A 22500-nucleotide genomic window follows, 5' to 3' on the forward strand; every position below is an offset into this window, starting at 1 on the left:
CCCCTTTATTTAAACGTATTTACACTGCTGATAATATGTTTCAGCTGTTCATTGAATTGGAAGATTTCTTCCGGAGAAAGTCCGCTTGAGACAAGCAGGGCTTGTGGTATGCATAACGCCTTCTCGTATAAGGCAAGTCCTTCTTCTGTGATTTGAATATTCACAACTCGTTCATCTTCTACGGATCGTTTTCGTTGAACCAGCTTCTGTGCTTCCATTCGCTTCAACATTGGCGTCAGCGTGCCTGAATCCAGGTCAAGCTTCTCACTCAGCTCTTTCACTGTGCTTTCCTTCTGATCCCATAGGACCAACAATACTAAATATTGCGGGTAAGTGATGCCCAGCTCCTCCAGAAATGGACGGTACATTCGTGTAACCGCTCTAGAGGTTGCATATAGACTAAAGCACAGTTGGTTTTCCAATTTTAAAAATTCACTGCTGCTCATCGCATTCATTTCCTTTCGTTCCGTTCATATTGTGAACAATCGTTTTGTTTCAAATGTATCTAAAAAAAACCGCACTGTCAATGCGAATAGTTTGATTAGTTCATAAATGTTGAATCATTTCATCTTGTGTCTGTTTCCATTTGAGTGATATGGTAGAAATAATTGGAATCATTGTATCCGTAGGTTTTTAAGGGGAGGAATGCCGGTGAACATAAAGACTTCGGGAGACAATCGCAACCTGTACGTCAAGCTTCTGCTTAGCACAATTCTTTGTACAGTCCTTACCTTGCTGGTATCCTCCACGATTTATTTCGTCAATTATCGGAACATCAATTTGAATCAAGTGTATCAAACCGACCTAGAGAATTTAACGCAAACTAGCCGAGAGGTCATTTCGATGACGGAAAGCGCGCAATCGCTTACATTCCAAATGTATCGGAACGGCAATATTACCAAGTTAATGTTTTATGAAAATCCCGATATTTATGACACGACCGCCGCTATGAGAGAGCTGAACAATTACTTGAATTCAATGCCCTATATCGCCTCCATCTATGTCTACAACCCAAAAGCTCCCTATGTGTACGTTTCTTCAAATACAGGACAAAATGGTTTAATGAAGAAAGATGAGCTTGTTGATCAGGATATCTTAACTATTCTTGATCATTTTCAGGAATTTAAACCTTTTGTTCCTATCCCGCGAACCTATTTGAAAAATGCTTCAGCGACCCAAAAAAGCAATGTCTACACTTATCTTTGTTATGATGCGATTGGAAACGATAATGCGTTGAATTCAGCCATTATTGTCAACATTACAACGGATTGGATTAATAAAGACATCGGCAAGCAAAGGGGAGATGAGGCCAGCAGCTCCTTTATACTCGACGATAAGGGAAATATGCTTGCTGGGGATAACTTGAATCCTTCCATAACGCTTGCCCCTGAATCCGCAATAACACAGCAGATCATGAGTACTAAGCTTGCCGGATACTTTATTGGAACCGTGGGCGGCACGAAATCCTTAATTTCCTATACCGCTCCAGACTCGCTGGAATGGCGCTATATCCGATTTACGCCCTATGAGATCATTACCAGAAAGTTAAATGCGATTCGAACGACAACGATCTATATTGGCATTTCGATTCTAGCTGTAGGCTTGTTCATTTCTTGGTTGTTATCTCGCAAGCTTTACATTCCGATTAACCGCATTGTGAATAAAATGAAATCGTTGGAGTCCGATAAACGCAATTCATTGTTCACTCTCAAACAGGATGTTCTGCGCAAGCTGCTCCAAGGGCATGAACCTGTTACGACCAAAATGATGCGGGATAAACGCAGCGAGCTTGGTATTTCGTTTGACTTTCAGGACGATTATCGACTTATCTTGCTTCGTATTGATCGATTTCAACCTTTTTGGCAAAATCACCAAGATGATCTTCATGTTTATAAATATGCCATTATGAATATAAGCTCAGAAATCGCTTCACAAGCCTTCCAAGTGGAAACCGTTGATATGGGCGATGATCGCACGGTGCTGCTCATTAATGACCGTAATGCGCCAAGCGACGGGGATCAGAGTATGCTGCAAACCCTGCTGAAGCAAATTCAAAAGGCCGTTAACGATCTGCTCAAAATTAGCTTGTCCATCACATACAGCCCGCAAAGCTCTCAGCCTCAGAACCTCGTACCGCTGTACCGCCAAGTCGTCGAGGCATCCGAGCATCGCGTCTTCTTGGGATCTGGCTGCTTAATTGCTTCACAGGAACATCCTTACACGGAAACAGATGACTACCTGTTCACCGTTGAAAAGGAGAAAAAGCTGGTCGATGCCTTAATGGCCGGCAAGGTTGGCGAAGCCAAGAAGCTGTATGCCGTCATTATGGAAGAAACCCACCCTTATCCAATCCGTGTATTCCAAGCTACTCTCTCACGATTAACCATAACCCTGAGCGGCGTCCTATACACCATCTTCAAAAACAATTCCCTCGACCTGCCCCCAATTTTGCCGATCTCTAGGCAGACGCTAGCGCAGTTTGAAACCATTGAAGAAATCGAGGCCGTCTTTTTCGAAGCGTTCGATGAAATGAAGAGAAGGCTCGATGACAAACGAAGCATGAAGCAAGACGATCTGATTCGTAGAATCAATGAGATGATTGAGCTGAATTGCGGGGATCCCAACTTATGCTTGAATTGGATTGCAGATGAGCTCGATATGTCACCTATTTACATCAGTCGCGTGTATAAACAAAATACGCTGAAGGCCGTTGTGGATGTCATCAATACGATGCGCATGGAACGAGCCAAGGGATTGCTTAAGCAATCCGATCTCTCCATTGCCGACATCGCTGAACGTATTGGGTATACGAACAGCTCCTACTTCTATCGCATGTTCAAGAAAAACTTTGGCGTAACTCCCACCGACTACCGAAAAACGGATGTCATCGAATCTGAGAATCAAGCCTTAACCTAACAAACAGCCGCCCTGCAAAATATGCAAGGCGGCTGTTTGTGTTTTATTTAATGCCTTTTTCGTTCAAATATTGAAGCCATTGCTTCTTATACTCCGCTTGCACCTTATCAAGTCCGGCTTGCTTCGCTTTCTCCATGAACGTCTTTAATCCTGCATCTACATCAGCTACAAGCCCCATTTGCAGCGGCCATAAGTACTGCTTCTCCACTTGCTCCAGAGCAGCCTTCTCAGCCTGATATGCGCTGTAATCCTCAGCAAAACCTGTGAAAATATCCGGTTTTTGAATTTTGTCCAGCTCTTTATAGATCGCTTTGACACCGTCAAAGCTTTTCTCGAACAACATCAGATCGGGATTCCGCCATGCCCAGCTGTTCATCGCCTCCCGTGGGAAGCCGTTCGAGTTGTTATCGCCTATCATTTTGTAATAGCCATTATCAACATCGAAGTTTTTACCTTGAATGCCATAGGAAGTGAGCCAATTATAAGTTTTGTCCGTTACCATCTTCTCATAGAACTCCAGAGCACGTTCAGTATTCTTACTGCTTTTCGGAATTGCAAAGCCATTATGAATAGGATGTACAGGCTGCGCGTACCCTTTGGCAACCGGGAATGGGAAATAGTCCAGATTCCAGTCCGCATGCGTGGATTTCATTTTATTCAATGAATCGTTGAACCGCGCCGGATTATCGCCAAATTCGCTCGCAGCTTTACCGCTCACCAACTGATCCCAGGTAGAGTCTTTCACATTCAGCACGTTTTTCGGGATAAAGCCTTTATCCATCCAGCGTTTGGCAATCTTAATATCACCAAGGTGTTCGTCGGATCCCCAATACGAGTAAACCTCGCTAGGCTTATTGTAGTTAATGCCTATGCCATACAACGGTGAGCCTACACTGTTATGCACGATATCCCGAAGGCCGTTCACGATGAGGTTGCCGTCTGCACCGCTTGCGAAAGGCAGCATGTTTGGCTCATTTTTCTTAATGCCATCCATGTAAGCTTCGAACGTTTCAACCGAATTCGGCTTCGGCAAATTGTACTTAACTCTCAAATCCTCGCGCCAAACAAAACCATTCGTGACATATTCCTTGAATGTCGCCGGCACGGTGTAGATTTTACCGTCTACCTTCACAGCTTCCCACATATCCTTAGGGACATATTTCGTCAAGGCCGGCGCAGCTTTAGGCAGTATGTCATCGAGCGGCAAGAACGCGCCTTTTTTGGCGTAGGATTGGTACTGCGTCCAATCAGCCGTGAAGATCAAATCCACTTGCTGACCGGAAGAAAGCAGCAGTTTATACTTTTGATCCCAATCGGTCCATGTGGTGTAATTGAATTTTACGGTTGTATTCAACTCTTTGGAAGACAGCTTATTCACTTCATCTTGAATGATTTGCAGGTCTTTGGGAGCGTTGCCAAGCATGTAGAATTGAAGCTCTACCTTGTCTCTCTTAGGAGCTTCCGCCTTCGCCGCAGCTGCTGTTGCAGCTGCGCTCGAAGCAGGTGCCGCAGTCTCCTTCTTCGGCTGATCTGCGCTGCTGCAGCCGCTCAGAGCTGTGATGAATAGCGCCCCGGCAAGCAGGGCTGAGAATCGAGGTGTAGCGATCATTGTCATTGGAATCCTCCCTTTATTGAGAACATCTATGTCAGCCGTGAAGGATGGCTTGTGTGATCCTTCTTCGGTTCTAACCTTTGACAGCACCGATTGTCAATCCTTTCACGAAATAACGTTGAACGAAGGGATACAAGAAGAGAATCGGACCGGTTACGACAATCGCCATCGCCATCTTGGTCGACTCCGTCGGCATTTCTCCCGTCATAACTACGCCTGTGCCTGCGCCCATTTGGGCCACAAACCGCATCGTGTTGATGACGTTGTACAAGTAGTATTGCAGTTCATATTTGTTGGGGTCATTAATAAATAAGGAAGAAAGCAGCCAGCCGTTCCAATAATGAAGCGCCAGGAACAAACCGACCGTCGCAATGCCCGGCATCGACAATGGCAGCACGACGCTGTAATAGATTTTGAAATCATTTGCGCCGTCAATTTTGGCAGATTCAATCAATTCTTCAGGGATTGCCGATTTAATGAAGCTACGCATCAGAATGATCAGGAAAGGGCTCATCAGTCCGGGCAAAATGAGGACCAAATACGTATCCGTCAGCTTCAAATAATTGGCAAGCAGTATATACCAAGGCACCAATCCGCCGCCGAACAGCGTGGTGAAGTAAATATAGAAAGAAAAATGATTTCGGTATTTGAAATCTTTGCGCTGGAGAACATATCCTGCCATCGTCATCAAGAACAGCCCAGTGACGGTTCCCACAATCGTTACGAACAGCGTTACCCCGTACGCCTTAAGAACCTGCTCGGGAAATCGAAACACGGTCCTATAGCCTTCAATTGAGAAGACCTGCGGAATGAAATGATAGCCGCTGCGGATAATCGACTCATTTTGCGTCAGCGATGCCGATATAATCATCAAAAAAGGAAATAAACAAACCACAAAAGAAACCACAATAACGGCATACGCCATCGTTTGAAACAGAAACATATATTTCTCATCCTTAATTCTCACGCCTACAGCTCCTCCCCGCCTAAAACAAGGCGTAGTCATCATTCATTTTGCGAATGATGTAGTTCACACTAATGATTAAAATAAACCCAAACAGCGACTGATAAAGACCAGCGGCCGTTGCCATGCCAACATCGAACGTAACCTTCAGCGAACGATACACATACGTATCAATAATGTCTGTCGCATTGAAGAGAACTCCGTTATTTCCAATTAACTGGTAAAACAAATCAAATTGACCCTTCATAATACTGCCAAGCGCAAACAGAAGAAGAATCACAAAGGTTGGCTTCAGCATCGGAATGGTTATATGCCATACACGCTCGAAAATATTAGCTCCATCCATTTTGGCGGCTTCGTAATATTCCTCACTGATCCCCGTAATTGCAGCCAAATAAATAACCATGCTGTACCCGAGATTTTTCCATAGATAAAACAAAATGATCAGAAACACCCACGCCCAAGGCGTATTGTACACGTCTACCGGACTCGAGCTAAACTCCTTCAGTGTCGTGTTCAGGAACCCGCTTTCATAATTAAATAAGTTGTACACGATGACGCTTAAGATAACGAACGAAATGAAATAAGGCAGAAACATGACGGACTGGGCGATCTTCTTAAACCACACGCTGCGAATTTCACTCAAAAGCACAGCACAGAGGATGGCGAATACATTGCCAAATACAATGAAAGCTAAGTTGTAGCCGAGTGTATTCAGCGTCAATTTCATGAGAATCCCAGACTTCCATAAGAAAGAAAAGTTATCCAATCCCACAAATGGACTGCCAAACAACCCGTCATTGAAATCAAATCTCGTAAACGCGTAATAGATGCCGACCATCGGCATATACGAGTTAATAAGGAAGAAGATCAGTGTGGGCAGCAGCATGAGAAACATGATTTTGTTGGTCATGATTTCATAAATAAAACCTCGTCGTTTCATCATCGTTGATACGATCCCCCTCAAGCGATATGTCATGAGATGATCATAAATCGCCCTGCAGAAACCGGATAGTGAAGCCTCTTGAGGTAAGTGAACTAATCGGTGAAAAGAACTATGAACAATATGTACTTCCGTGAACTGGGTTGCAAGGAATGGATGAACAGCGCGGATTGCGAAGTAAAATAGGAATTGTATCCGGCGAGAATTCGTGCTAGTCTAGTTTCAAGAATATACCAATAAAGGGGAATATGCCTATGGATTGGCTCGATGCGCATAAACAAGATCTTCATGACGTATTCGCACAAACGAAGCAGATTGTCAGCACGTTTCCGGCACCTCTAGATCAACTTGGGCTTGCTTATTTGGCTAAATTCGATGCCCGTAAAGAAGAAGGAGCCAACAATTACATCTGCTACCTACTTCCTTTCTGGATGAAAGACATTGCGGAGCTGCCGCCAGAAACCACGAAGAAGCTCTCTTTGGCGAACGTATTTGTCATGCTTTATTATTTCATTCAGGACGATATTATGGATTCAGCCAAAAGTGAGCATAGGGAGAAGTTGCCGCTCGCGAATCTATTCCACGTACAATTCTTAGCCATTTATAGAAGTATGTTTCCTTCGCACTCCCCTTTTTGGCACTATTACGATACCTATATCCACGAATGGTCGGAAGCCGTCACCAACGAGCAGCATGCCGATTATTTCCACACCGATCGGAAGCAGCTCGCGAGAAAGGCAAGTCCTATCAAAAACGCCAGCACCGCTGCGCTTCTGCTTACGAAACAAGCTGATCAAATTCCTGCTGTGACAGCTGCCGTCGAACAAGTGTTAGTCACATTGCAAATGCTGGATGATTGGGCTGATTGGGAGGAAAATCTGGAGGATGGCTCTTATAATTGTTTGTTAGCCTCCATGCGGAAGCACATGCATCTTTCAGAAGAAAACACACTTACTGTAGATATGATTAAAGATCAACTATATGTTAAGGATTTCTTAGATACATATGGACAAATTGCAACAGCACATCATGATCATCTACTTGGTTTACAGACCTCCTTGTCCCAAATGACGAGATTCCACGAATTGCTAGTAAAGAACATTCAAACCGTCAATCAAGAGATCAAAGAAAAACGAAAGAAGTTAGCTTCAGGCGGATTCTACTATTTTTTGTCTGAATCTAGATAATTTTACTAGTTTATTCAGAATATTCGTGTTATAATTTTTTTGCAGGTAAAATTAACCAATTAATTATGGGAGGGGATTTCCTAATGACATCCAATGAATTGAAATCTCAAATTATTCAAAAGGCCTGGGAAGACGAAGCATTCAAGAACCAACTAATCGCTAACCCCAAAGCAGCATTGAAGCAAGCCTTTAACATCACACTTCCAGATGACATTAAAGTTAAAGCCATTGAAGAAACTTCTACAGAGTTTGTTCTCGTGATCCCCACGAATCCTGCCAAGGTTTTAGTTACTACGAATGCTGTTGAGTATGTGTGGCCTTAAATCTATTCAAAACCGTTTAATTAACTGGAATAACTCATTTCGTATTATGGAGATTACGGAGTGAGCTGTTTCAGGAACATATAACAAACGAAAAAGGTGCTGCGCTTTGTTAGCTCAGACCTTTTTTATTTTACAGCAATGGAAGGAAAACAAATGATCGCTTCCGTCCCGATATATTTCTGACTTTGAAACTCAAGATGTCCTTGCATCGCCTCAACGATTCGAAAAGTAATCATGAGCCCAAGTCCTGTCCCCTTTGTTTTTGTTGAATAGTAAGGCTCCCCTAATTTGATCAACTGCGTAGGCTCAATTCCTTCCCCATTATCTTTGATATGAATATACACTTTCTCGTGTTTCGCATACGCCCATATATGAATTTGACCATCTACTTGGAAAGCCTCAATGCTGTTTTTGATAATATTGATCAGCACTTGTTTTAATTTCGAAGAGTTTCCTCGTATATTTAGGTCATTGGGTACATCAACGATAATTCGTCCCCCGTGCAAAGTAGCCAAAGGCACAATAATCCCTTCAATTTGGCTAATCTCTTTGAACACATTTAAATCCACGACCTCATCAAGCTGCGGTTTGGCAAATGTTAGAAATTCCGTGATAATCACCGAGGCTCGATCCAATTCCTCAATCGCAATTCCCATATATTCTTTGTTCTTATCATCGGTTCTAGCTGCAACAAGCTGCAAGAAGCCTCGTGTTACCTGCAAAGGATTTCTCACCTCATGAGCGACTGAAGCTGCCAGGGCACTTATGATTTCCATTTTTTCAGACAGCTGGAGTTGATGATTGTAAAATTCGAGTTCTTTGGAGTAGTTAATTATTTGTTCCTGATTGATGGCGAAGCGCCTGCCTAAGACGACAATAGTAGCAATAATAAATCCGACTACTCCCCATCTCCATAGGCTAAATTGATAGCTTTGAGAACTCGCATAGAAATATATCAGGTCTAGCGCACTCATAAAAGCTAACGAGGCAAATCCGGCTGAGAAAATGATCGCTTCCTTATTCCCCCTTTTTACAAAAAGAATGGAGAAGCCAATCATGAGGATGAACTGACTAATCATTATATATCCCAAAACAGTAACCGAAGCAAAAAAATATACTTCGCTGAATCGAGAACCATTAAACTGATTAACCAGCATAATAAGAATTAAAAAAACCGAATACATAACCTGAAATTTCCTAAACCAGCATATCAGCTTATATTTGCCGTCAGCGAACGTTTTTTCAAAATAATACGTGAGTGTCGGCAAAAACACAGCCAGCGATAGATCAAACAAGACACTATATAAACCACCAAAGTTCGTGAAATTTATGTATATGAAAGAAGAATACGTAATAAAAATAATGCCAAGTGTTAGATTCAGTACACTAATTAAAACCCAACTTGTATCTCGACCTTTTCTCAGGCAGAAAGAAGCTATGGGTATGATCAAAGCTATGAACAGAAAGACACAGCCTAAAATAATATTCAACAAATCATAAAGTAAAAATGCTCGCGTCAAAACCGTAAAGTTATCTAACATAATAGCTGAATGTAAATCCAAGCGACCTATGGATGTCTCCAGCTTTATATAAACGACTTTCCCTACGTCCTCATTGCCAATAGGAAATAATACTCTTTGTTTATCGAATGCAAAATCAAACCTGATTTCTTGAATCAAGCGATCGTCCATGTATATCCGGATGTTCTGCGCATGAATGCCTTGAATATAAATGCCAAAATCTATTGGAATTTGAGCTGGAAGCTGAAATTTAATCCATGCCGAATTTACTTCTGCCGGTTTCTCTGGGGACGTTTTGCCATTTTTAACGGTAATCCAATCCTTGGAGGGAGCGGTCCTTACCTCTTGAATTCCTCCTTGCGGATCCCCCCACATGATGCTCCAATCCGGAATTGTTAACTTCTCTTTAGGAGTTTCCGCATACACTTGAGGTGCCACGATTCCAAAACTGATCATTGCAACCAGTAAATACTTCATAACCATCTGAAAGATTAGCTTCATTCATGCACCTCCCCGAGGACATCTTACATTAATTTACAATAGCATAGATTCGACGGGTTTTGATGCTTTCCTGCTTTATAGCCATGTAAACAATGGAAAACATTACTAAAGGGGCCGTTCCAAGCTAACATGACCTTACGACCAATGCCAATCGTTGCTTCTTTATCGCGTCCTTTTCTTCTTATATTCTGTCACTTGAGCTAAATAAACTGTATCCCAAACGCTATTGGCATTAAGACAATGTTTAGAGCCCTAACACGTTGAATTGGGTTATATAATTAATAAAATCTATATATTACAAAAAAATCCAAATATTTAAAATTTAATATAGTTATTGTAGAATGTAAAATGGTAGACAGTGGAAATTAATGATAAAATATGGAGGTATTAATGAGAATGTTAAAAAAATTAAAAACTGTACCATTCATTCTTTCGTTTGCTATCGCGTTTTCGGTATTCTCCCCTACCTTTGCACTTGCTGCTAAGCCTGCGGAACAGAATAAGGTCTCTACCGCAGTCACTATCAACCAGCAAAATCAACAACAAACTTACGCAGATGGCACCGTAGTAATTTCTGGTTGGAAGAAAAGTATCTTTATTTTTGCATTAAAAAAGGGCGGTGCCCTATTTGAGGAATTCCTCGAGTGGCTTGGAAAAAAAGAATACGCAGACATCATTAGAGAGCACCGATACTCCATTGCTGACTGGCTGGAACATGCTGAAAATGTTCTGACAAGTGAACTTGTTGATTTCATGATATTCGAACTTGGTATCCCTCAGGGGGCTGCACGTGTAATTGCCGAAGCAATCATCTTCTTCATTGTTTAAGTAATTTAAACGTCCACTGGCTACCAAACAACATATTAGAAAGGAAATGTTAATCAAATGAATATTGAGAAGGAAATTGAATTGCTAAAGTACCAGATTCAGCTGTTAAAGACGGTAATTGGTGGAGACAGTCACCCATTTCATATGTATATGTTGGATCATAACATTACCCAAGATCAGCACGGGTTAATAATGGATATACTCATTGTTATGAATCACAGACTCTCACAAAAAGATGATCCAACTAGCAAAAAATTCTTCGAGGCTAAAAAAGAAATGATTCAATCCAGACTTACAAAACTACAGATAGATGAAAACCAGATCGAGCTTTTTTCTGAGTCCATTCCAACCTTTAAGGAATTTCAATCGATCATAGCTGCATACTTGCCATCGGATATAAATCCAAAACATTTACTAATGAGTGCACTAAGTCAAGAACTATGCCCTACCTTGTGCAATCATTTACTGTCTCAAGTCTAATTTAAAGGAGAACAGCTCATTGAGTAAAATCTTTAAAGCACTGTGCCTAGCCTCACTCTCTTTGACTTTATTTATTGCAACGGAATCTTTAACAGCCGCTGAGGAAAAGAGAAATGATAAGTCCGATAAATACCTTATTAATTTCAAACAGACACCGGATCTTAAACTCTTGGAGGAGACCCAAGGTGTATCTGATATCGATGCTTATTCCGAGATATCTGTGGTTTCCGCAAACTTAACTCCGGAGGCACTTAAATCCCTTACCAATAATACGTTAATCGAAACTATTGAGATTGATGCAACAATATCAATTATCCCCTTTCAATCTATATCCAGTAATACACTTTTGTCTGATGCGGAAACAACCGCTGAGCAAATGATTCCATGGGGAGTCGCGGATATTGGTGCAGATAAAGCACATATGCAAGGTATTACAGGAAAAGGGGTTAAAATCGGCATCTTAGATAGTGGCATCGATTATAAGCATAAGGATTTAAGAATTAGTGGAGGGATCTCCTTCGTAGATGGGAAATCCGATTACATGGACGACAATGGCCACGGAACATTTGTGACTGGAATCATAGCATCATTAAACAATAATTATGGGCTCATTGGTGTAGCCCCCGATGCGGACATTTACGCCATCAAAGTAGTGAATTTTTTGGGTAACGGAAGTTATAGCAGCCTTATCAAAGGAATCGAATGGGCAGTAAAACAGGACTTGGACGTAATTAATATTAGCCTTGAAGGTACCGAAGAATCTAAAGCATTACGAAAGGCAGTAGATCATGCTATTAAGAATGGGACCATGGTAGTAGCATCCTCCGGCAATTCCGGCTACAACTCAAAAGGAAATGTAGCTTACCCTGCTGCATATGAGAAGGCGTTTGCCGTCGGAGCAACCGATCAGGAGCATCAACTGGCTTCATTTTCGAACGTGGGTAAACAACTAGATATAGTTGCCCCTGGTCAGGACATCATCAGCATATTTGCTGATGATTATGTTACCTCGGGTGGTACATCGATGGCTACAGCACATGTAACTGGCAGTATTGCTTTGATGCGAAGCATGTTCCCCGAAATGAAAGATAAAGAAATTGAAAAATATGTCGAAAAATCTGCTCTCCGTTTAGGCGATACCTTCAAATATGGTCGTGGCCTAATTCAAGTGGATAAAGCACTTGAATTAGCAAGTAGACACAAATGAATATCCGCAGAAGAAGAGATGATTCCTGTTATGAACGTTTTGAACAGGAGTCATCTTTTTTAATCTCCATTGTTACCTGTGGTTGTTGTATAACGGGATGTAACGATCAATTTCATCGATAACAGCCTCCAGAGACTTCTATCCACGAAAAATCATCCCTTTCTGTGCAAATAGAAGCTCATAGAGCCTCTTATTTGCAAAACAGAGAAGGGCTGTCCACTAGGTCCTGTGACCATTGGGACAACCCTTCTCTATGAAATCGGTTTAAGTTGCTATAAATAGACGGCTATTCGCAGGCTGCGTTTCAGCAACGATCCGACCACGGCTTATCACATATCGACAGTCCGGCTGCCTTCGAACAAGATCCATCGCATCTTGGCCCGGCAGCACAATCAAATTAGCGGGCTTTCCTTCTCCAATGCCATAATCCTCAAGCTTCAGCGTAGCTGCCGCACGAATAGTAATCATCCGCACGAGCTCGGCTACCTCCTCACGTCCCATCATATGTCCCAAATGCGCCGCCATGTGAGCAGCTTGGAGCATACTTCCCGTGCCCATCGGATAGAAAGGTGTCTGAATATCATCGTGTGCAAGACTGACATTCACGCCTGCTGACCATAGGTCCTTGATGCGAGTAATGCCTCGCCCTTTGGGATATCCGTCAAATCTCCCCTGCATGGCGCTGTTAATAAGCGGACAGCACACCACGTTCACACCTGAACGAGCCAATAGGCCAAGCACTTTCTGAAAATAGGCTTCACTATAGTACGCTGAAGCACTGGCATGGGCGGCAGTCACACGTTCGCGCAGCCCTGAACGCATAGCCAGATGTGCTGTACTCTCCAGGAAGGTGGAGTTCGCATCATCCGTTTCGTCACAAAAAACATGAACGAAACATCCGTGCTTCTCCGCGAGGCGGAAGACGAAATCAAGCGAAGCCAGTCCTTCCTCACGCGTAGGCTCCAGATGCGGAATCGCTCCAATGCCATCCGCGCCAAGCTGAAGCGCCTCTTCAAGCCGCTGCGCATTATCCGGACATGCGCGAATTCCGTCTTGCGGGAAGGCGATGACCTGCAAATTCATATAAGGCTTGACGCGCTCGCGCAATTCGAGAAGTGCCCGCAGCGCTGTAAGATGAGGATCAGAGATGTCCGCCTGCGTCCGCACATGGAGGTTCCCTGCCGCAAGCTGCATCCTCAGCACTTTTTCCGCTCGGCTTCTAACATCCTCATAAGTAAGTGTCTCTTTGCGCTTCTGCCATAGCCGAATGCCTTCAAATAGTGTGCCGCTCTCATTCCATGAGGGCTCCCCCGCTGTCAGCACAGTGTCTAGATGAATGTGAGACTCTACAAAAGGAGGAAGCGCCAGATGCCCGCTGCCATCAATCTCTCGTTCAGCCTGACCATCAAAGCTTCCCATTATGGCAATCAAGCCATCTTTGATTCCGATATCTATCGGCCCCTGATTGTCAGAGTCACCCAGCAGCCGTATATGACGAATGACTAGATCCAACAGTGAAGTCGCCTCCTTCATCTTATATCTGATTAATTGTCCTTCTTCATTTCGGATTCATGCCATGAACTTAGCAGCCATTTGGCAAAAGCATTAATAAGGAGGAAAAAGCAAATGCCTAACGCAGAAGCTGAAAGCCCACAAGCGAACAGATAGGGTGTTTTCAAACGGGCGGCTGCGTAAGTAATCGCATATCCAAGCCCGCCCTGCCCTCCGCCAATGCCGGCAATATATTCGCCGACAATAGCGCCGACAACAGACAAGGTACAAGATATTTTCAAACCAGCTACAATGTAGGGCAGTGCAGCGGGAATGCGAAGCTTCCACATCGTTTGAAAGGCATTGGCATTGTAGAGATAAAATAAATTGCTCATATTTTGATCCGTAGAATTCAAACCAATTAGCGTGTTCGACAACATCGGGAAAAACCCGATCAAAAACGTAATGATGACGATCGCATTCACACCCGCATCAAACCAAATAACGATCAAAGGCGCAACGGCAACAATCGGTATGGTTTGCAAAATGATGGCATACGGGTACACGCTTTTTTCAATCCATTTGGAGCTTGCCAGAAGAATAGCACCCGCTACCCCCAAAATGATACTGAGGAAAAAGCCAAGCACCGCTTCCAGCGTAGTCGTCCTGACGGATACCCACAGGGATGACTTGTTTTCGATAGCTGCCGCCACAATATCGGAAGGCTTAGGCACGAGATACACCGGGGCTTTCATGAGATAGGCAATAAGCTCCCAGCCGCCAATAAACACAACAAAGGCGACCAACGGTGGCAGTAAATGTTTAAAAAGGAGCAGCAGCCGAAGTCCGGGGGACGCCCCGTCTTCGAGGCGGTTTGCCCAAGCTGCTCGCTCGCGGGCAGGAAATATTTCATCGGGTAATATTTGCAGGTATTTCGAATCTACAGCCATGTTCATCCCCCCCTTATTTACGTTTCAACCATGATTTTCCCCGGGTTGAGCAGCCCTCTAGGGTCATTCTCCCGTTTCTTGCGTTCCATGCTGCCAACTTCTCCACGCCCGCCATGATCAAGTACCCATGTATGCGGATCGAAGATCTTCACGCCAATGGATTCGCAGAAGGCGATGATTTCATACAACCGTTCTTCGCTCCGAAAACGGACAACCGGAAGGGCGGTTGGGGTAATCGCGCCACCGCTTCGTACCCACTCGAAATGAAGATACACTTCATCGCCGAATTTGGCTTTAAGTTCACGGATTTGCTCAATATAGCTATCCAGCTTAAAGCCGGCTTGCAGATAGGTCATCGAAGCATCCGTCTTCATAGCCCACAGTGTTGTGTGATTCCATGTAAAATCCGACACGCCAATCGTTTTGCGGTATTGTTTAGCTTCCATATAATGACCAATGCAGCCGCCATAACGAGCAGCAAGAGCTTCAACAAGCGGCAGGCTGTCTTCAGCAAATTCAAGCATAACAGCTGCCAGTTCAGCTTTAATCACTTTCGCAAACGGAACGAAATATGAGGGTATCGGCCATTCCATAGGAGCGACGAGTCGCTTGGGAATTGCGTCTTCTCTTGCTAATGCTTCTCCGAAGAGCATGGAGTTCTCAAAGGTATCAAAATGCGCAATAGCTTGAGCCCAATCCGTTCGCGGGGACAAAGGAATCGTCACTTCCGTCATAATGCCCGTCGTCCCATAATTGTGAATATAGTTAACTAATTCATCCCCACGGATAACCAGTCGCTGCGGTGTTTCTTCCATTGTATAGACGACAGCTTCCAATACATTGCCATCCCATAAGTTCCCATGCGTGATTGACCCGATGCCGCCGGAGCCTCCGCTGACGAATCCACCGACAGTTGCTTTCACATAGGTGCTTGGATAAATGCGGATTTCTTGCCCTGCTTCACGGGCTTTCTTGTCAATGATACTGAGCCTGACTCCGCATTGCAGGCGAGCAAATCCAGGGCCGATTTCTAGAATTTCATCCATCCGGCTTAAGTCCATGACAATACCGCCCTGCAGGGGAACCGCTTGACCGTAATTGCCAGTGCCAGCTCCACGAACCGTTACCGGAATGTGATGCTGATAGCCAAAAGCCAGTATCCGTGCCACCTCGTCTGCATTTCGAGGAATGAGTACAGCATCGGCTGCTTGGATATGCTCCAACTGGCGATTAAGTACCGGGGAGTACCAATAATAATCTTTGGATAGCTTCTCTCTTGTCGCGTCATCGACATGAACGATTTCTTCACTGAACTGCTCTTTCAGCGCTTTTTCCCAGCCTGTATACATCGCCATTCGTATGGTCACCCTCTCCTATTCATGTTCCAAAGCCGCATTCACATCTCTTACCAAATCGCTGAACTGTGCTGTTGTCCGGTAGCTTTCATCTCTTGGAAAAGGGACCGGAATGTCGATCGTTGCTGATATTTTACCCGGACGCGGCGTCATGACGACGACACTTGTCGATAGGAAGACAGATTCAAATACATTATGCGTAACGAACAGCACCGTCATTGATTTATCCTGCTGCCAAATATTCAGCAGCTCCATTTGCAGCGTTTGGCGTGTTATTTCATCCAAAGCGCCAAACGGCTCATCCATAAGCAGCAGCTTGGGTCGAGAAATGAGCGCTCGCGCGATCGATACACGCATCTTCATACCGCCGGATAGCTCTCGGGGCAGTACTTTCATGTAATCTTTCAAGCCCACAAGCTCGAGAACTCGCTGCGCTTCTTCGTGTTGTGTTTTTTTATCCATGCCTCGCAAGGCCAGCGGCAATTTCACATTCGCTTCCACCGTTGACCATGGCAGGAGCGTATGGTCTTGGAAAACGAAAGCGATATCGCTTTGCTTACGTGCTTCTTTGGGCGTTGTGCCAAACACATCCAAGGTGCCTTTGCTTGGCTTAGCCAGCCCTGTAATCATTTTGAAAATGGTTGATTTCCCACAGCCGGACGGGCCTACAAAGCATAGAAACTCGCCTTCTTTAATCGTCAGGTTAACGTCCCGCAAAGCAATCGTCCCGTTCGGGTACGTCTTGGACAGATTCTCCATCGTTACAAATTTGGCATTGGATGCATCTTTGCCAGATGTATGGATCAGCGAAGAACTCATGGACATTGCCTTCATCTCCTTATCATGCTTTTGGTTGTAGCCCTCGCCTCTATCGGTCCAATCTTAATGTCTTCATATCAAAAGCTTGAAATTCAAGGAGCGCCTCTGCGATCATGGCTCCATACCTTATGGTCATGGCCTGACCTTTGGCTATCGTAGCTGTCGTGGCATCACCCGAAATGCCGGATTCAGACAAATCATCCATGACCCAAGCAAAGGCGCGATTGCGGAGTCCCAAATAACGTGATTCGGGATAATTCGGATATTCGGTTGGAGCCACTTCCATATGAACCCAATGCGGCAAGGCGGACATCACCAACGAGGTTTCCATGTCACCGGCATGAATACCAGCTTGTTTCTCAAGTGGGGTAAGCCATTCATCTGCGCCTCCAAGCCCGCCAGGATCTAGGCGAAATACAGCCAAGCCCGTTTCGATGCGAATTTCCCGCCCCATCATATTCAATAAATCCGTGTTGCCCCCATGCGTGTTCACGAGTACTAATTTGCGGAAACCGCTTCTGCTGAGGCTTTTGGCAATGTCCATCACGACAGCCATCAGCGTCATCGCCGACAACGTAATTGTGCCTGGATGTCCTAAGTGCTCTGTGCTTTTCCCATAAGGAATCGCAGGCAGCAGCCAAATATTCGCTTCGTCCGGCAGCTGCTCGAAAGCTTCTGTTAATAGCACCTCGGAAATTAAAGTATCTGTAAAGACAGGCATGTGAGGTCCGTGCTGTTCCACAGCGCCTACTGGCAGCACAATCAGAGCATCTTCCTTTGGAACCTCTGCAACCTCCAGTTTACTTAGGCGAGGAAAAAAGTGACGATCCCATGCTTTCCCTGTATAACGACTGTATGCCAAGGTGACTACCTCCTTCTGTGTGCTAGGTGTGCACATCTTCGTATGAAAAAAGATCCCGCCTCATAAGTGAGTAGTGGATCTTAAGCTTTCAAAGTTACATTCATTGCGATCCTGCTTGTGTGCTTGAAACAATTGCAAAGCAGCGGCCACATCCGCAACTCTTTCGCCCAACCTGGCAGCCATCAAGAGTTCCCGCGGATCTGGAGATAACGAACTGTCGGGTCCAGCCAAAGTTGAAGCGCCATAAGGTGAACATCCAATGGCATCGGCTGTCAAATATTCTGGATTTTCCGAATAGGGCAATCCCACGAAAATCATGCCAAAATGAAACAACGGCACCATCGACGTCAATATAGCTGCTTCATGTCCCGTGTGAATCGAAGCCGTGCTGTTGAATATCCCTGTCGGCTTTCCTTCTAACGCGCCTTCGATGCAAAGCTCCCCCGCCATTTCAAGAAATAACTTCACTTGGGAAGGCATGGTTCCGTAGTAGGTTGGAAATCCCCATAGAATGCCATCTGCCCAGCGCAAATCATCATTCGTTGCAAACGGAATTGCCTGCTGCAAGGTTTGTGCTGCTTCATATTTACTATAGCGATCTGTCAGACGGAATTGATGGGATAACACCTTGGCGCTTGCCAGCTTCTCATCTTCGGCTTGCGGTCGTTCTTTATCCTGCTGAATCACCCGGTTTTGCTGCGCAATCATTTCTGGAATTCGAACGATTCGCACGTCATGAGTTCCGAATTGACTGGCACCATCGGCAACCGCCTGCGCCATTTGAAAGACATGGCCGAATGCGCTGTAATAAATGACTAATAGGTTCGCCATAGAGAAATCTTCACCCTTTCGCGAATTCATGCTTATGAAAGGATACTTGTTCGCTTGCTTCCTTCCAAAACTGCGCTAATGCTGGCTCCTGCCACTCCGCTTTACTAGCTGCCATTCGAACCCAGCTTCCTTGGCTATACACCCAGCGCCGTTCAGGCAGCAAGGTGAAAAGCTCTTCCGGCGTATTGGCGTCAACGACAACAAAATTCGCTTCATTCCCTGACTTGATGCTATGCGCTTGAAGTCCCAATACCTCTGCGGGAACATCTGTAATCATACGCAGCAGTGTGCGGAGATCAGCAGGCCGCCCCATATGGGCCGCATAGGAACCAATAAGCGCGATTTGCATTAGATCCCCCCTGCCAAACGGGTGAAAAGGATCATGAATATTATCCGAAGCGACAGCAATCGGAATGCCGGCTTCCCAGATTTGCTTCAATCTGGTTACTCCCCGACGAACAGGGAAGCTATCGTGTCTGCCTTGCAAATACAGATTCACAGCAGGCAAGGATACGGCTTTCAAACCAGCTTCTGCCATGCGCTCAATAATGCCATGGGCATCGTGATCGGTCATGGAAGCAAGTGCGCATAGATGGTCAACCGTCACTCTTCCCGAATAGCCTTCAGACTTCGTTTTCCATGAAATATGTTCAATCGTCCGCATGTTCGGATTATCGGTTTCATCACAATGAAGATCAATCGGCACATCGTATTTCTCCGCCAATTGGAACATATAATCAATGTCTTCCTTCGCCGTTGATGACAAATGCGGTGCGCCGCCAATCCCATCTACGCCCATTCGCAAAGCTTCCTCAATCGCTTCAACATCCAGCGCCATGAAGTTGTAAGGACACATCGGGAATAGCTGCAAGCGGATGTAAGGCGCCAGCGCTTCTTTCGCCTCCAAAGCCGCTTCTATTGTACGTAAGGCTACCTCGCGCGAGGCTCTTAAGTTGAAATCCAGATGAGTTCGAATGTGCGTTGTGCCAAAGGACAAAGCTTGCAACGAGGAACGCATGATTCTTGATTTGATCTCATCCTTGCTGAAGGACGGGGATGCCAGCGAATAATTCCGCACGGCCTCTTCCAACGTTCCGCTTAGATTGTCCACTGAGGTTAACGAAAATGATTTGTCCAGATGCATGTGGGCATCGACAAAGCCAGGCAGCAGGATTTTACCTTCCAAATCAATAACCGGTATGCCTGACTCGCCTGCCCCTAGAGCAGATGCCCACCTTTCCAGTGAAACTGCACCAGGCTGGGCAGTATCCGCTTCTTGCTTCTGAATCTGCGTCCAGCTGCCATCTCGAATCGCTAGGCGATAAAAGCACTCTTCATCCTCCATAGGTAATCGAACATTGACGATATCCAGATTCGTTACAGAAGCCAATACGGCCACCTCCTAGGTTTCTCCTTATTTCTTAGGCATAAATTGTGTGGTGAACACTTTATCAATGCTTTCTGCGGATTTAAGTATGCCCACATCTACGAGCTGCTTTTGCACTTCTTCCCAGCGTTCTTTGGTCATAATGCCAGTTCCTTTGGTCGCTGCATCTCCACCGAAAACAAAATCCATTTCTTTGGCAGCACTGAATTTCATCATATCCAAGCCCATATCCGGATTCTTCTCTTTAATGCTTGGATTGATCTCTTCGGAGTGGTCCTTGTAGTAATCCCAGCCTTTGACGGTAGCTTCAACGAACGCTTTCACTTGGTCAGGGTGCTCAGCAATCATTTTCTCCGTTGTAAAATACACACCCGCATAGATGTTGTAACCCGAGTCTGCATTGAGCAAGGTTCCGAATTCAACTTTTTGCTGTTCCAACGTGAATGGCTCGCTTGTCACATAGCCTTGTGTTAAAGCATTTTTATCATTGACAAAGTTGACTAATTGACCTGTATATTTCATTTCTTGAGCATTGTCTAATTTATATTTCTTTTTCATAAACTGCCAGAAGCTTGCCGTTGAAGCCACATACACCTTATGCCCATTTAAATCCGAGAAATCTTTGATCCCTGAATCTTTGTGATAGAACAACGCTTGCGGACTTTTCTGCATGGAAGTTGCGATAGCAACAACTGGAATTCCTTCTTGTCTGGCTACCAAGATATCATCGCCATTGGCCATACCGAATTGAGCTTTGCCTGAAGCGACAATTTGTGTAGAAGAAACCGAAGGGCCACCAGGCATTAGCGTCATATCAAATCCTGCATCCTTGTAATATCCTTTGGCCAAAGCTGCAAAGTTGCCACCATGCTCAGGTTCTGCGAACCAGTTCAGAACAAGCGTCGATGGAACCACAGCCTTAGGAGCCGCTAACGTGGCAGCCGGAGATACGGAAGCCGCAGCAGCAGTAGACGGTGCTGGTGTTGTTGAAACCGATGTGCTTGAGCTGCCGCATGCGGCAAGCATACTCGAGATCATCACTAAGCTGAGCGATACGACCACTGGACGTTTGGCAACAAGCACGTTCGTAAATTGAATTCGTTTCATTTGAACTTCCCCTCCATATTTGGTTTTCTCTACAAATCAGGTATCAACCTTTAGTCAAATATAGATTCACAGCACATGCGCGTCAACGCAATTACTTACGTTTTGTTTTTAATTACAATAAATAGTACGTCTTTTCATTCCAATTCCAAGATATATGTTTATTTTTTACAATATATTTACACGAAAGACGAACATTCCATTAAATCACTCCAACTTTAACTCCTAATTCCTTCAGCCAGCGACGATACGCAATGGAGAACCGATCCACCTTATGGTTCAGTTCAACTTGAAGATCGAGCGGCAGCAATTCCGGCTTCTGACTCTCAATTACCTTGGCATCCTGATCAAAAACAATATCCTGGAAATGGATAAAGTTAGCATCATCCACGTCATAGGCATAATTGCGCGAAACCATCATGAACACGACGCATTCTTCGGCTGCAACCGGCAATACGGTGAGCATAATCCACAAGGTCTGACCGTTGCTCGGATCCGCTTTGGACAGTCGCGCCGACAGCGGACGATAGACTTCCTTCCTATAAACGTAAGTCGTGCCTTCCTTTTTGTCCGAACCCGAATGAGCCACCGGCTGGAAAATCGGAATATTTTCGATATAAATACGTTCCTTCTCCTTCACCACCTGAAAGTCAGGCAGCTCCGCATAATCTGGGTGACCCAGCAGATTCTGATGCACGAACATCAAGTGAGCAAAGTCCGTGAAATTTTCAATTACGCGTGTTCCCGCTGCTGCTACCTTGTAAGGACCGCAGGGCAATGGACGATACTCCGGATTGGCAAACTCTTCAAAATGAGGCAATGGCGCAGCAACTTCGCCAATACATACCCAAATGAAGCCGTATTTTTCCTCACAGGCATAGACCTGCGCTTTGGCTCTGGCCGGGATTTTCTCGCCTTTGGATTGCGCAGGAATACAAACACATTGACCAGAGGAATCATACTGCCAGCCATGATAAGGGCAGACGAGAATGTCATCCTGCACCCAGCCCTTGGACAGCATCGCTCCACGATGAATACAGAGATCCTGCAGCGCATGCACGCCCTTGCTTGAGCGGTAAATAGCTACTCTCTCCCCGAGCACAATAACTCCCACCGGTTGGTCTTTCAGTTCAGATGCCAGATAAACCGCGTGCCAATCATTTTCAAGAACAGGATCCTGCAGTCGCTCTAATGCCATAACAATCATCCTCCGTTAGTCT

20 protein-coding genes are annotated in these 22500 nt (G+C 44.9%); 6 read left to right on the plus strand and 14 right to left on the minus strand.

Going from position 1 to position 22500, the window contains the following annotated elements; translation table 11 throughout:
* Positions 1–5: 5 nt before the first annotated feature.
* Positions 6–446 (minus strand): MarR family winged helix-turn-helix transcriptional regulator, encoded by a 441-nt coding sequence (locus BC351_RS39730; RefSeq protein WP_079421202.1) that lies wholly within the window; start codon positions 444–446, stop codon positions 6–8.
* Positions 447–651: 205 nt separating this feature from the next.
* Between BC351_RS39730 and BC351_RS39735 the strand changes: the two genes are divergently transcribed.
* Positions 652–2916: an AraC family transcriptional regulator gene (locus tag BC351_RS39735; protein ID WP_244209336.1), complete on the plus strand. Its 2265-nt coding sequence runs from the start codon at positions 652–654 to the stop codon at positions 2914–2916.
* 43 nt (positions 2917–2959) lie between these two features.
* Here the strand turns inward: BC351_RS39735 and BC351_RS39740 are convergent, their stop codons facing one another.
* The 3 genes from BC351_RS39740 to BC351_RS39750 form a co-directional block, all read right to left on the minus strand.
* Positions 2960–4537: an extracellular solute-binding protein gene (locus BC351_RS39740; RefSeq protein WP_425270967.1), complete on the minus strand. Its 1578-nt coding sequence runs from the start codon at positions 4535–4537 to the stop codon at positions 2960–2962.
* Between the two features lie 64 nt (positions 4538–4601).
* On the minus strand, positions 4602–5495 hold the full coding sequence (locus tag BC351_RS39745) for a carbohydrate ABC transporter permease (protein WP_079421205.1): 894 nt from the start codon (positions 5493–5495) through the stop codon (positions 4602–4604).
* A gap of 19 nt (positions 5496–5514) precedes the next feature.
* Entirely contained in the window at positions 5515–6438 is a 924-nt protein-coding gene (locus BC351_RS39750; protein ID WP_208629918.1) for an ABC transporter permease, read from the minus strand.
* A gap of 251 nt (positions 6439–6689) precedes the next feature.
* On the opposite strand from BC351_RS39750, the gene BC351_RS39755 reads away from it, so the two are divergent.
* Together BC351_RS39755 and BC351_RS39760 are read left to right on the plus strand one after the other, a co-directional pair.
* On the plus strand, positions 6690–7622 hold the full coding sequence (locus BC351_RS39755) for a hypothetical protein (protein WP_079421207.1): 933 nt from the start codon (positions 6690–6692) through the stop codon (positions 7620–7622).
* Positions 7623–7705: 83 nt separating this feature from the next.
* Positions 7706–7945: an NHLP leader peptide family RiPP precursor gene (locus BC351_RS39760; RefSeq protein WP_079421208.1), complete on the plus strand. Its 240-nt coding sequence runs from the start codon at positions 7706–7708 to the stop codon at positions 7943–7945.
* 125 nt (positions 7946–8070) lie between these two features.
* Here BC351_RS39760 and BC351_RS39765 read toward each other — a convergent pair whose 3' ends face one another.
* A complete protein-coding gene (locus tag BC351_RS39765) occupies positions 8071–9966 on the minus strand; it encodes a sensor histidine kinase (RefSeq protein ID WP_079421209.1) in 1896 nt (631 codons plus the stop codon).
* A 396-nt stretch (positions 9967–10362) separates the two neighbouring features.
* Between BC351_RS39765 and BC351_RS39770 the strand changes: the two genes are divergently transcribed.
* Genes BC351_RS39770 through BC351_RS39780 form a run of 3 tightly spaced genes read left to right on the plus strand, consistent with a single transcriptional unit; the run spans position 10363 to position 12481 of the window.
* Complete coding sequence (locus BC351_RS39770; protein ID WP_079421210.1) at positions 10363–10794, plus strand: hypothetical protein; 432 nt, start codon at positions 10363–10365, stop codon at positions 10792–10794.
* A gap of 57 nt (positions 10795–10851) precedes the next feature.
* Positions 10852–11274, plus strand: a complete 423-nt coding sequence (locus tag BC351_RS39775; RefSeq protein WP_079421211.1) for a hypothetical protein — start codon at positions 10852–10854, stop codon at positions 11272–11274.
* Between the two features lie 19 nt (positions 11275–11293).
* Positions 11294–12481: a S8 family peptidase gene (locus BC351_RS39780; protein ID WP_079421212.1), complete on the plus strand. Its 1188-nt coding sequence runs from the start codon at positions 11294–11296 to the stop codon at positions 12479–12481.
* A 264-nt stretch (positions 12482–12745) separates the two neighbouring features.
* Here BC351_RS39780 and codA read toward each other — a convergent pair whose 3' ends face one another.
* The 9 genes from codA to BC351_RS39825 form a co-directional block, all read right to left on the minus strand.
* Positions 12746–13993, minus strand: a complete 1248-nt coding sequence (codA, locus tag BC351_RS39785) for a cytosine deaminase (RefSeq protein WP_244209337.1) — start codon at positions 13991–13993, stop codon at positions 12746–12748.
* 32 nt (positions 13994–14025) lie between these two features.
* Positions 14026–14922 (minus strand): ABC transporter permease, encoded by an 897-nt coding sequence (locus BC351_RS39790; RefSeq protein WP_173219965.1) that lies wholly within the window; start codon positions 14920–14922, stop codon positions 14026–14028.
* A 17-nt stretch (positions 14923–14939) separates the two neighbouring features.
* A complete protein-coding gene (locus BC351_RS39795; protein WP_244209338.1) occupies positions 14940–16277 on the minus strand; it encodes an FAD-binding oxidoreductase in 1338 nt (445 codons plus the stop codon).
* 18 nt (positions 16278–16295) lie between these two features.
* Positions 16296–17096: an ABC transporter ATP-binding protein gene (locus BC351_RS39800; protein ID WP_425270968.1), complete on the minus strand. Its 801-nt coding sequence runs from the start codon at positions 17094–17096 to the stop codon at positions 16296–16298.
* Positions 17097–17145: 49 nt separating this feature from the next.
* Positions 17146–17958 (minus strand): creatininase family protein, encoded by an 813-nt coding sequence (locus BC351_RS39805; RefSeq protein WP_244209339.1) that lies wholly within the window; start codon positions 17956–17958, stop codon positions 17146–17148.
* A 60-nt stretch (positions 17959–18018) separates the two neighbouring features.
* Complete coding sequence (locus tag BC351_RS39810) at positions 18019–18789, minus strand: NAD(P)H-dependent oxidoreductase (protein ID WP_079421307.1); 771 nt, start codon at positions 18787–18789, stop codon at positions 18019–18021.
* Positions 18790–18799: 10 nt separating this feature from the next.
* Positions 18800–20179: an amidohydrolase family protein gene (locus BC351_RS39815; RefSeq protein ID WP_244209340.1), complete on the minus strand. Its 1380-nt coding sequence runs from the start codon at positions 20177–20179 to the stop codon at positions 18800–18802.
* A gap of 24 nt (positions 20180–20203) precedes the next feature.
* Positions 20204–21283, minus strand: coding sequence for an ABC transporter substrate-binding protein (locus tag BC351_RS39820; protein WP_079421217.1), 1080 nt, complete (start codon positions 21281–21283; stop codon positions 20204–20206).
* A 199-nt stretch (positions 21284–21482) separates the two neighbouring features.
* Complete coding sequence (locus BC351_RS39825) at positions 21483–22478, minus strand: aromatic ring-hydroxylating dioxygenase subunit alpha (protein ID WP_079421218.1); 996 nt, start codon at positions 22476–22478, stop codon at positions 21483–21485.
* Positions 22479–22500 lie beyond the last annotated feature (22 nt).

The organism is Paenibacillus ferrarius, from assembly GCF_002027705.1.
GTDB lineage: Bacteria > Bacillota > Bacilli > Paenibacillales > NBRC-103111 > Paenibacillus_E > Paenibacillus_E ferrarius.

Bases quoted from the DNA above. Each gene is read 5' to 3' on its own strand.
- BC351_RS39730 (WP_079421202.1), bottom strand. From the start codon at position 446: ATGAGCAGCAGTGAATTTTTAAAATTGGAAAACCAACTGTGCTTTAGT.
- BC351_RS39750 (WP_208629918.1), bottom strand. From the start codon at position 6,438: ATGATGAAACGACGAGGTTTTATTTATGAAATCATGACCAACAAAATC.
- BC351_RS39755 (WP_079421207.1), top strand. From the start codon at position 6,690: ATGGATTGGCTCGATGCGCATAAACAAGATCTTCATGACGTATTCGCA.
- BC351_RS39760 (WP_079421208.1), top strand. From the start codon at position 7,706: ATGACATCCAATGAATTGAAATCTCAAATTATTCAAAAGGCCTGGGAA.
- BC351_RS39765 (WP_079421209.1), bottom strand. From the start codon at position 9,966: ATGAAGCTAATCTTTCAGATGGTTATGAAGTATTTACTGGTTGCAATG.
- BC351_RS39770 (WP_079421210.1), top strand. From the start codon at position 10,363: ATGTTAAAAAAATTAAAAACTGTACCATTCATTCTTTCGTTTGCTATC.
- BC351_RS39775 (WP_079421211.1), top strand. From the start codon at position 10,852: ATGAATATTGAGAAGGAAATTGAATTGCTAAAGTACCAGATTCAGCTG.
- BC351_RS39790 (WP_173219965.1), bottom strand. From the start codon at position 14,922: ATGGCTGTAGATTCGAAATACCTGCAAATATTACCCGATGAAATATTT.
- BC351_RS39795 (WP_244209338.1), bottom strand. From the start codon at position 16,277: ATGGCGATGTATACAGGCTGGGAAAAAGCGCTGAAAGAGCAGTTCAGT.
- BC351_RS39800 (WP_425270968.1), bottom strand. From the start codon at position 17,096: ATGAGTTCTTCGCTGATCCATACATCTGGCAAAGATGCATCCAATGCC.
- BC351_RS39810 (WP_079421307.1), bottom strand. From the start codon at position 18,789: ATGGCGAACCTATTAGTCATTTATTACAGCGCATTCGGCCATGTCTTT.
- BC351_RS39820 (WP_079421217.1), bottom strand. From the start codon at position 21,283: ATGAAACGAATTCAATTTACGAACGTGCTTGTTGCCAAACGTCCAGTG.
- BC351_RS39825 (WP_079421218.1), bottom strand. From the start codon at position 22,478: ATGGCATTAGAGCGACTGCAGGATCCTGTTCTTGAAAATGATTGGCAC.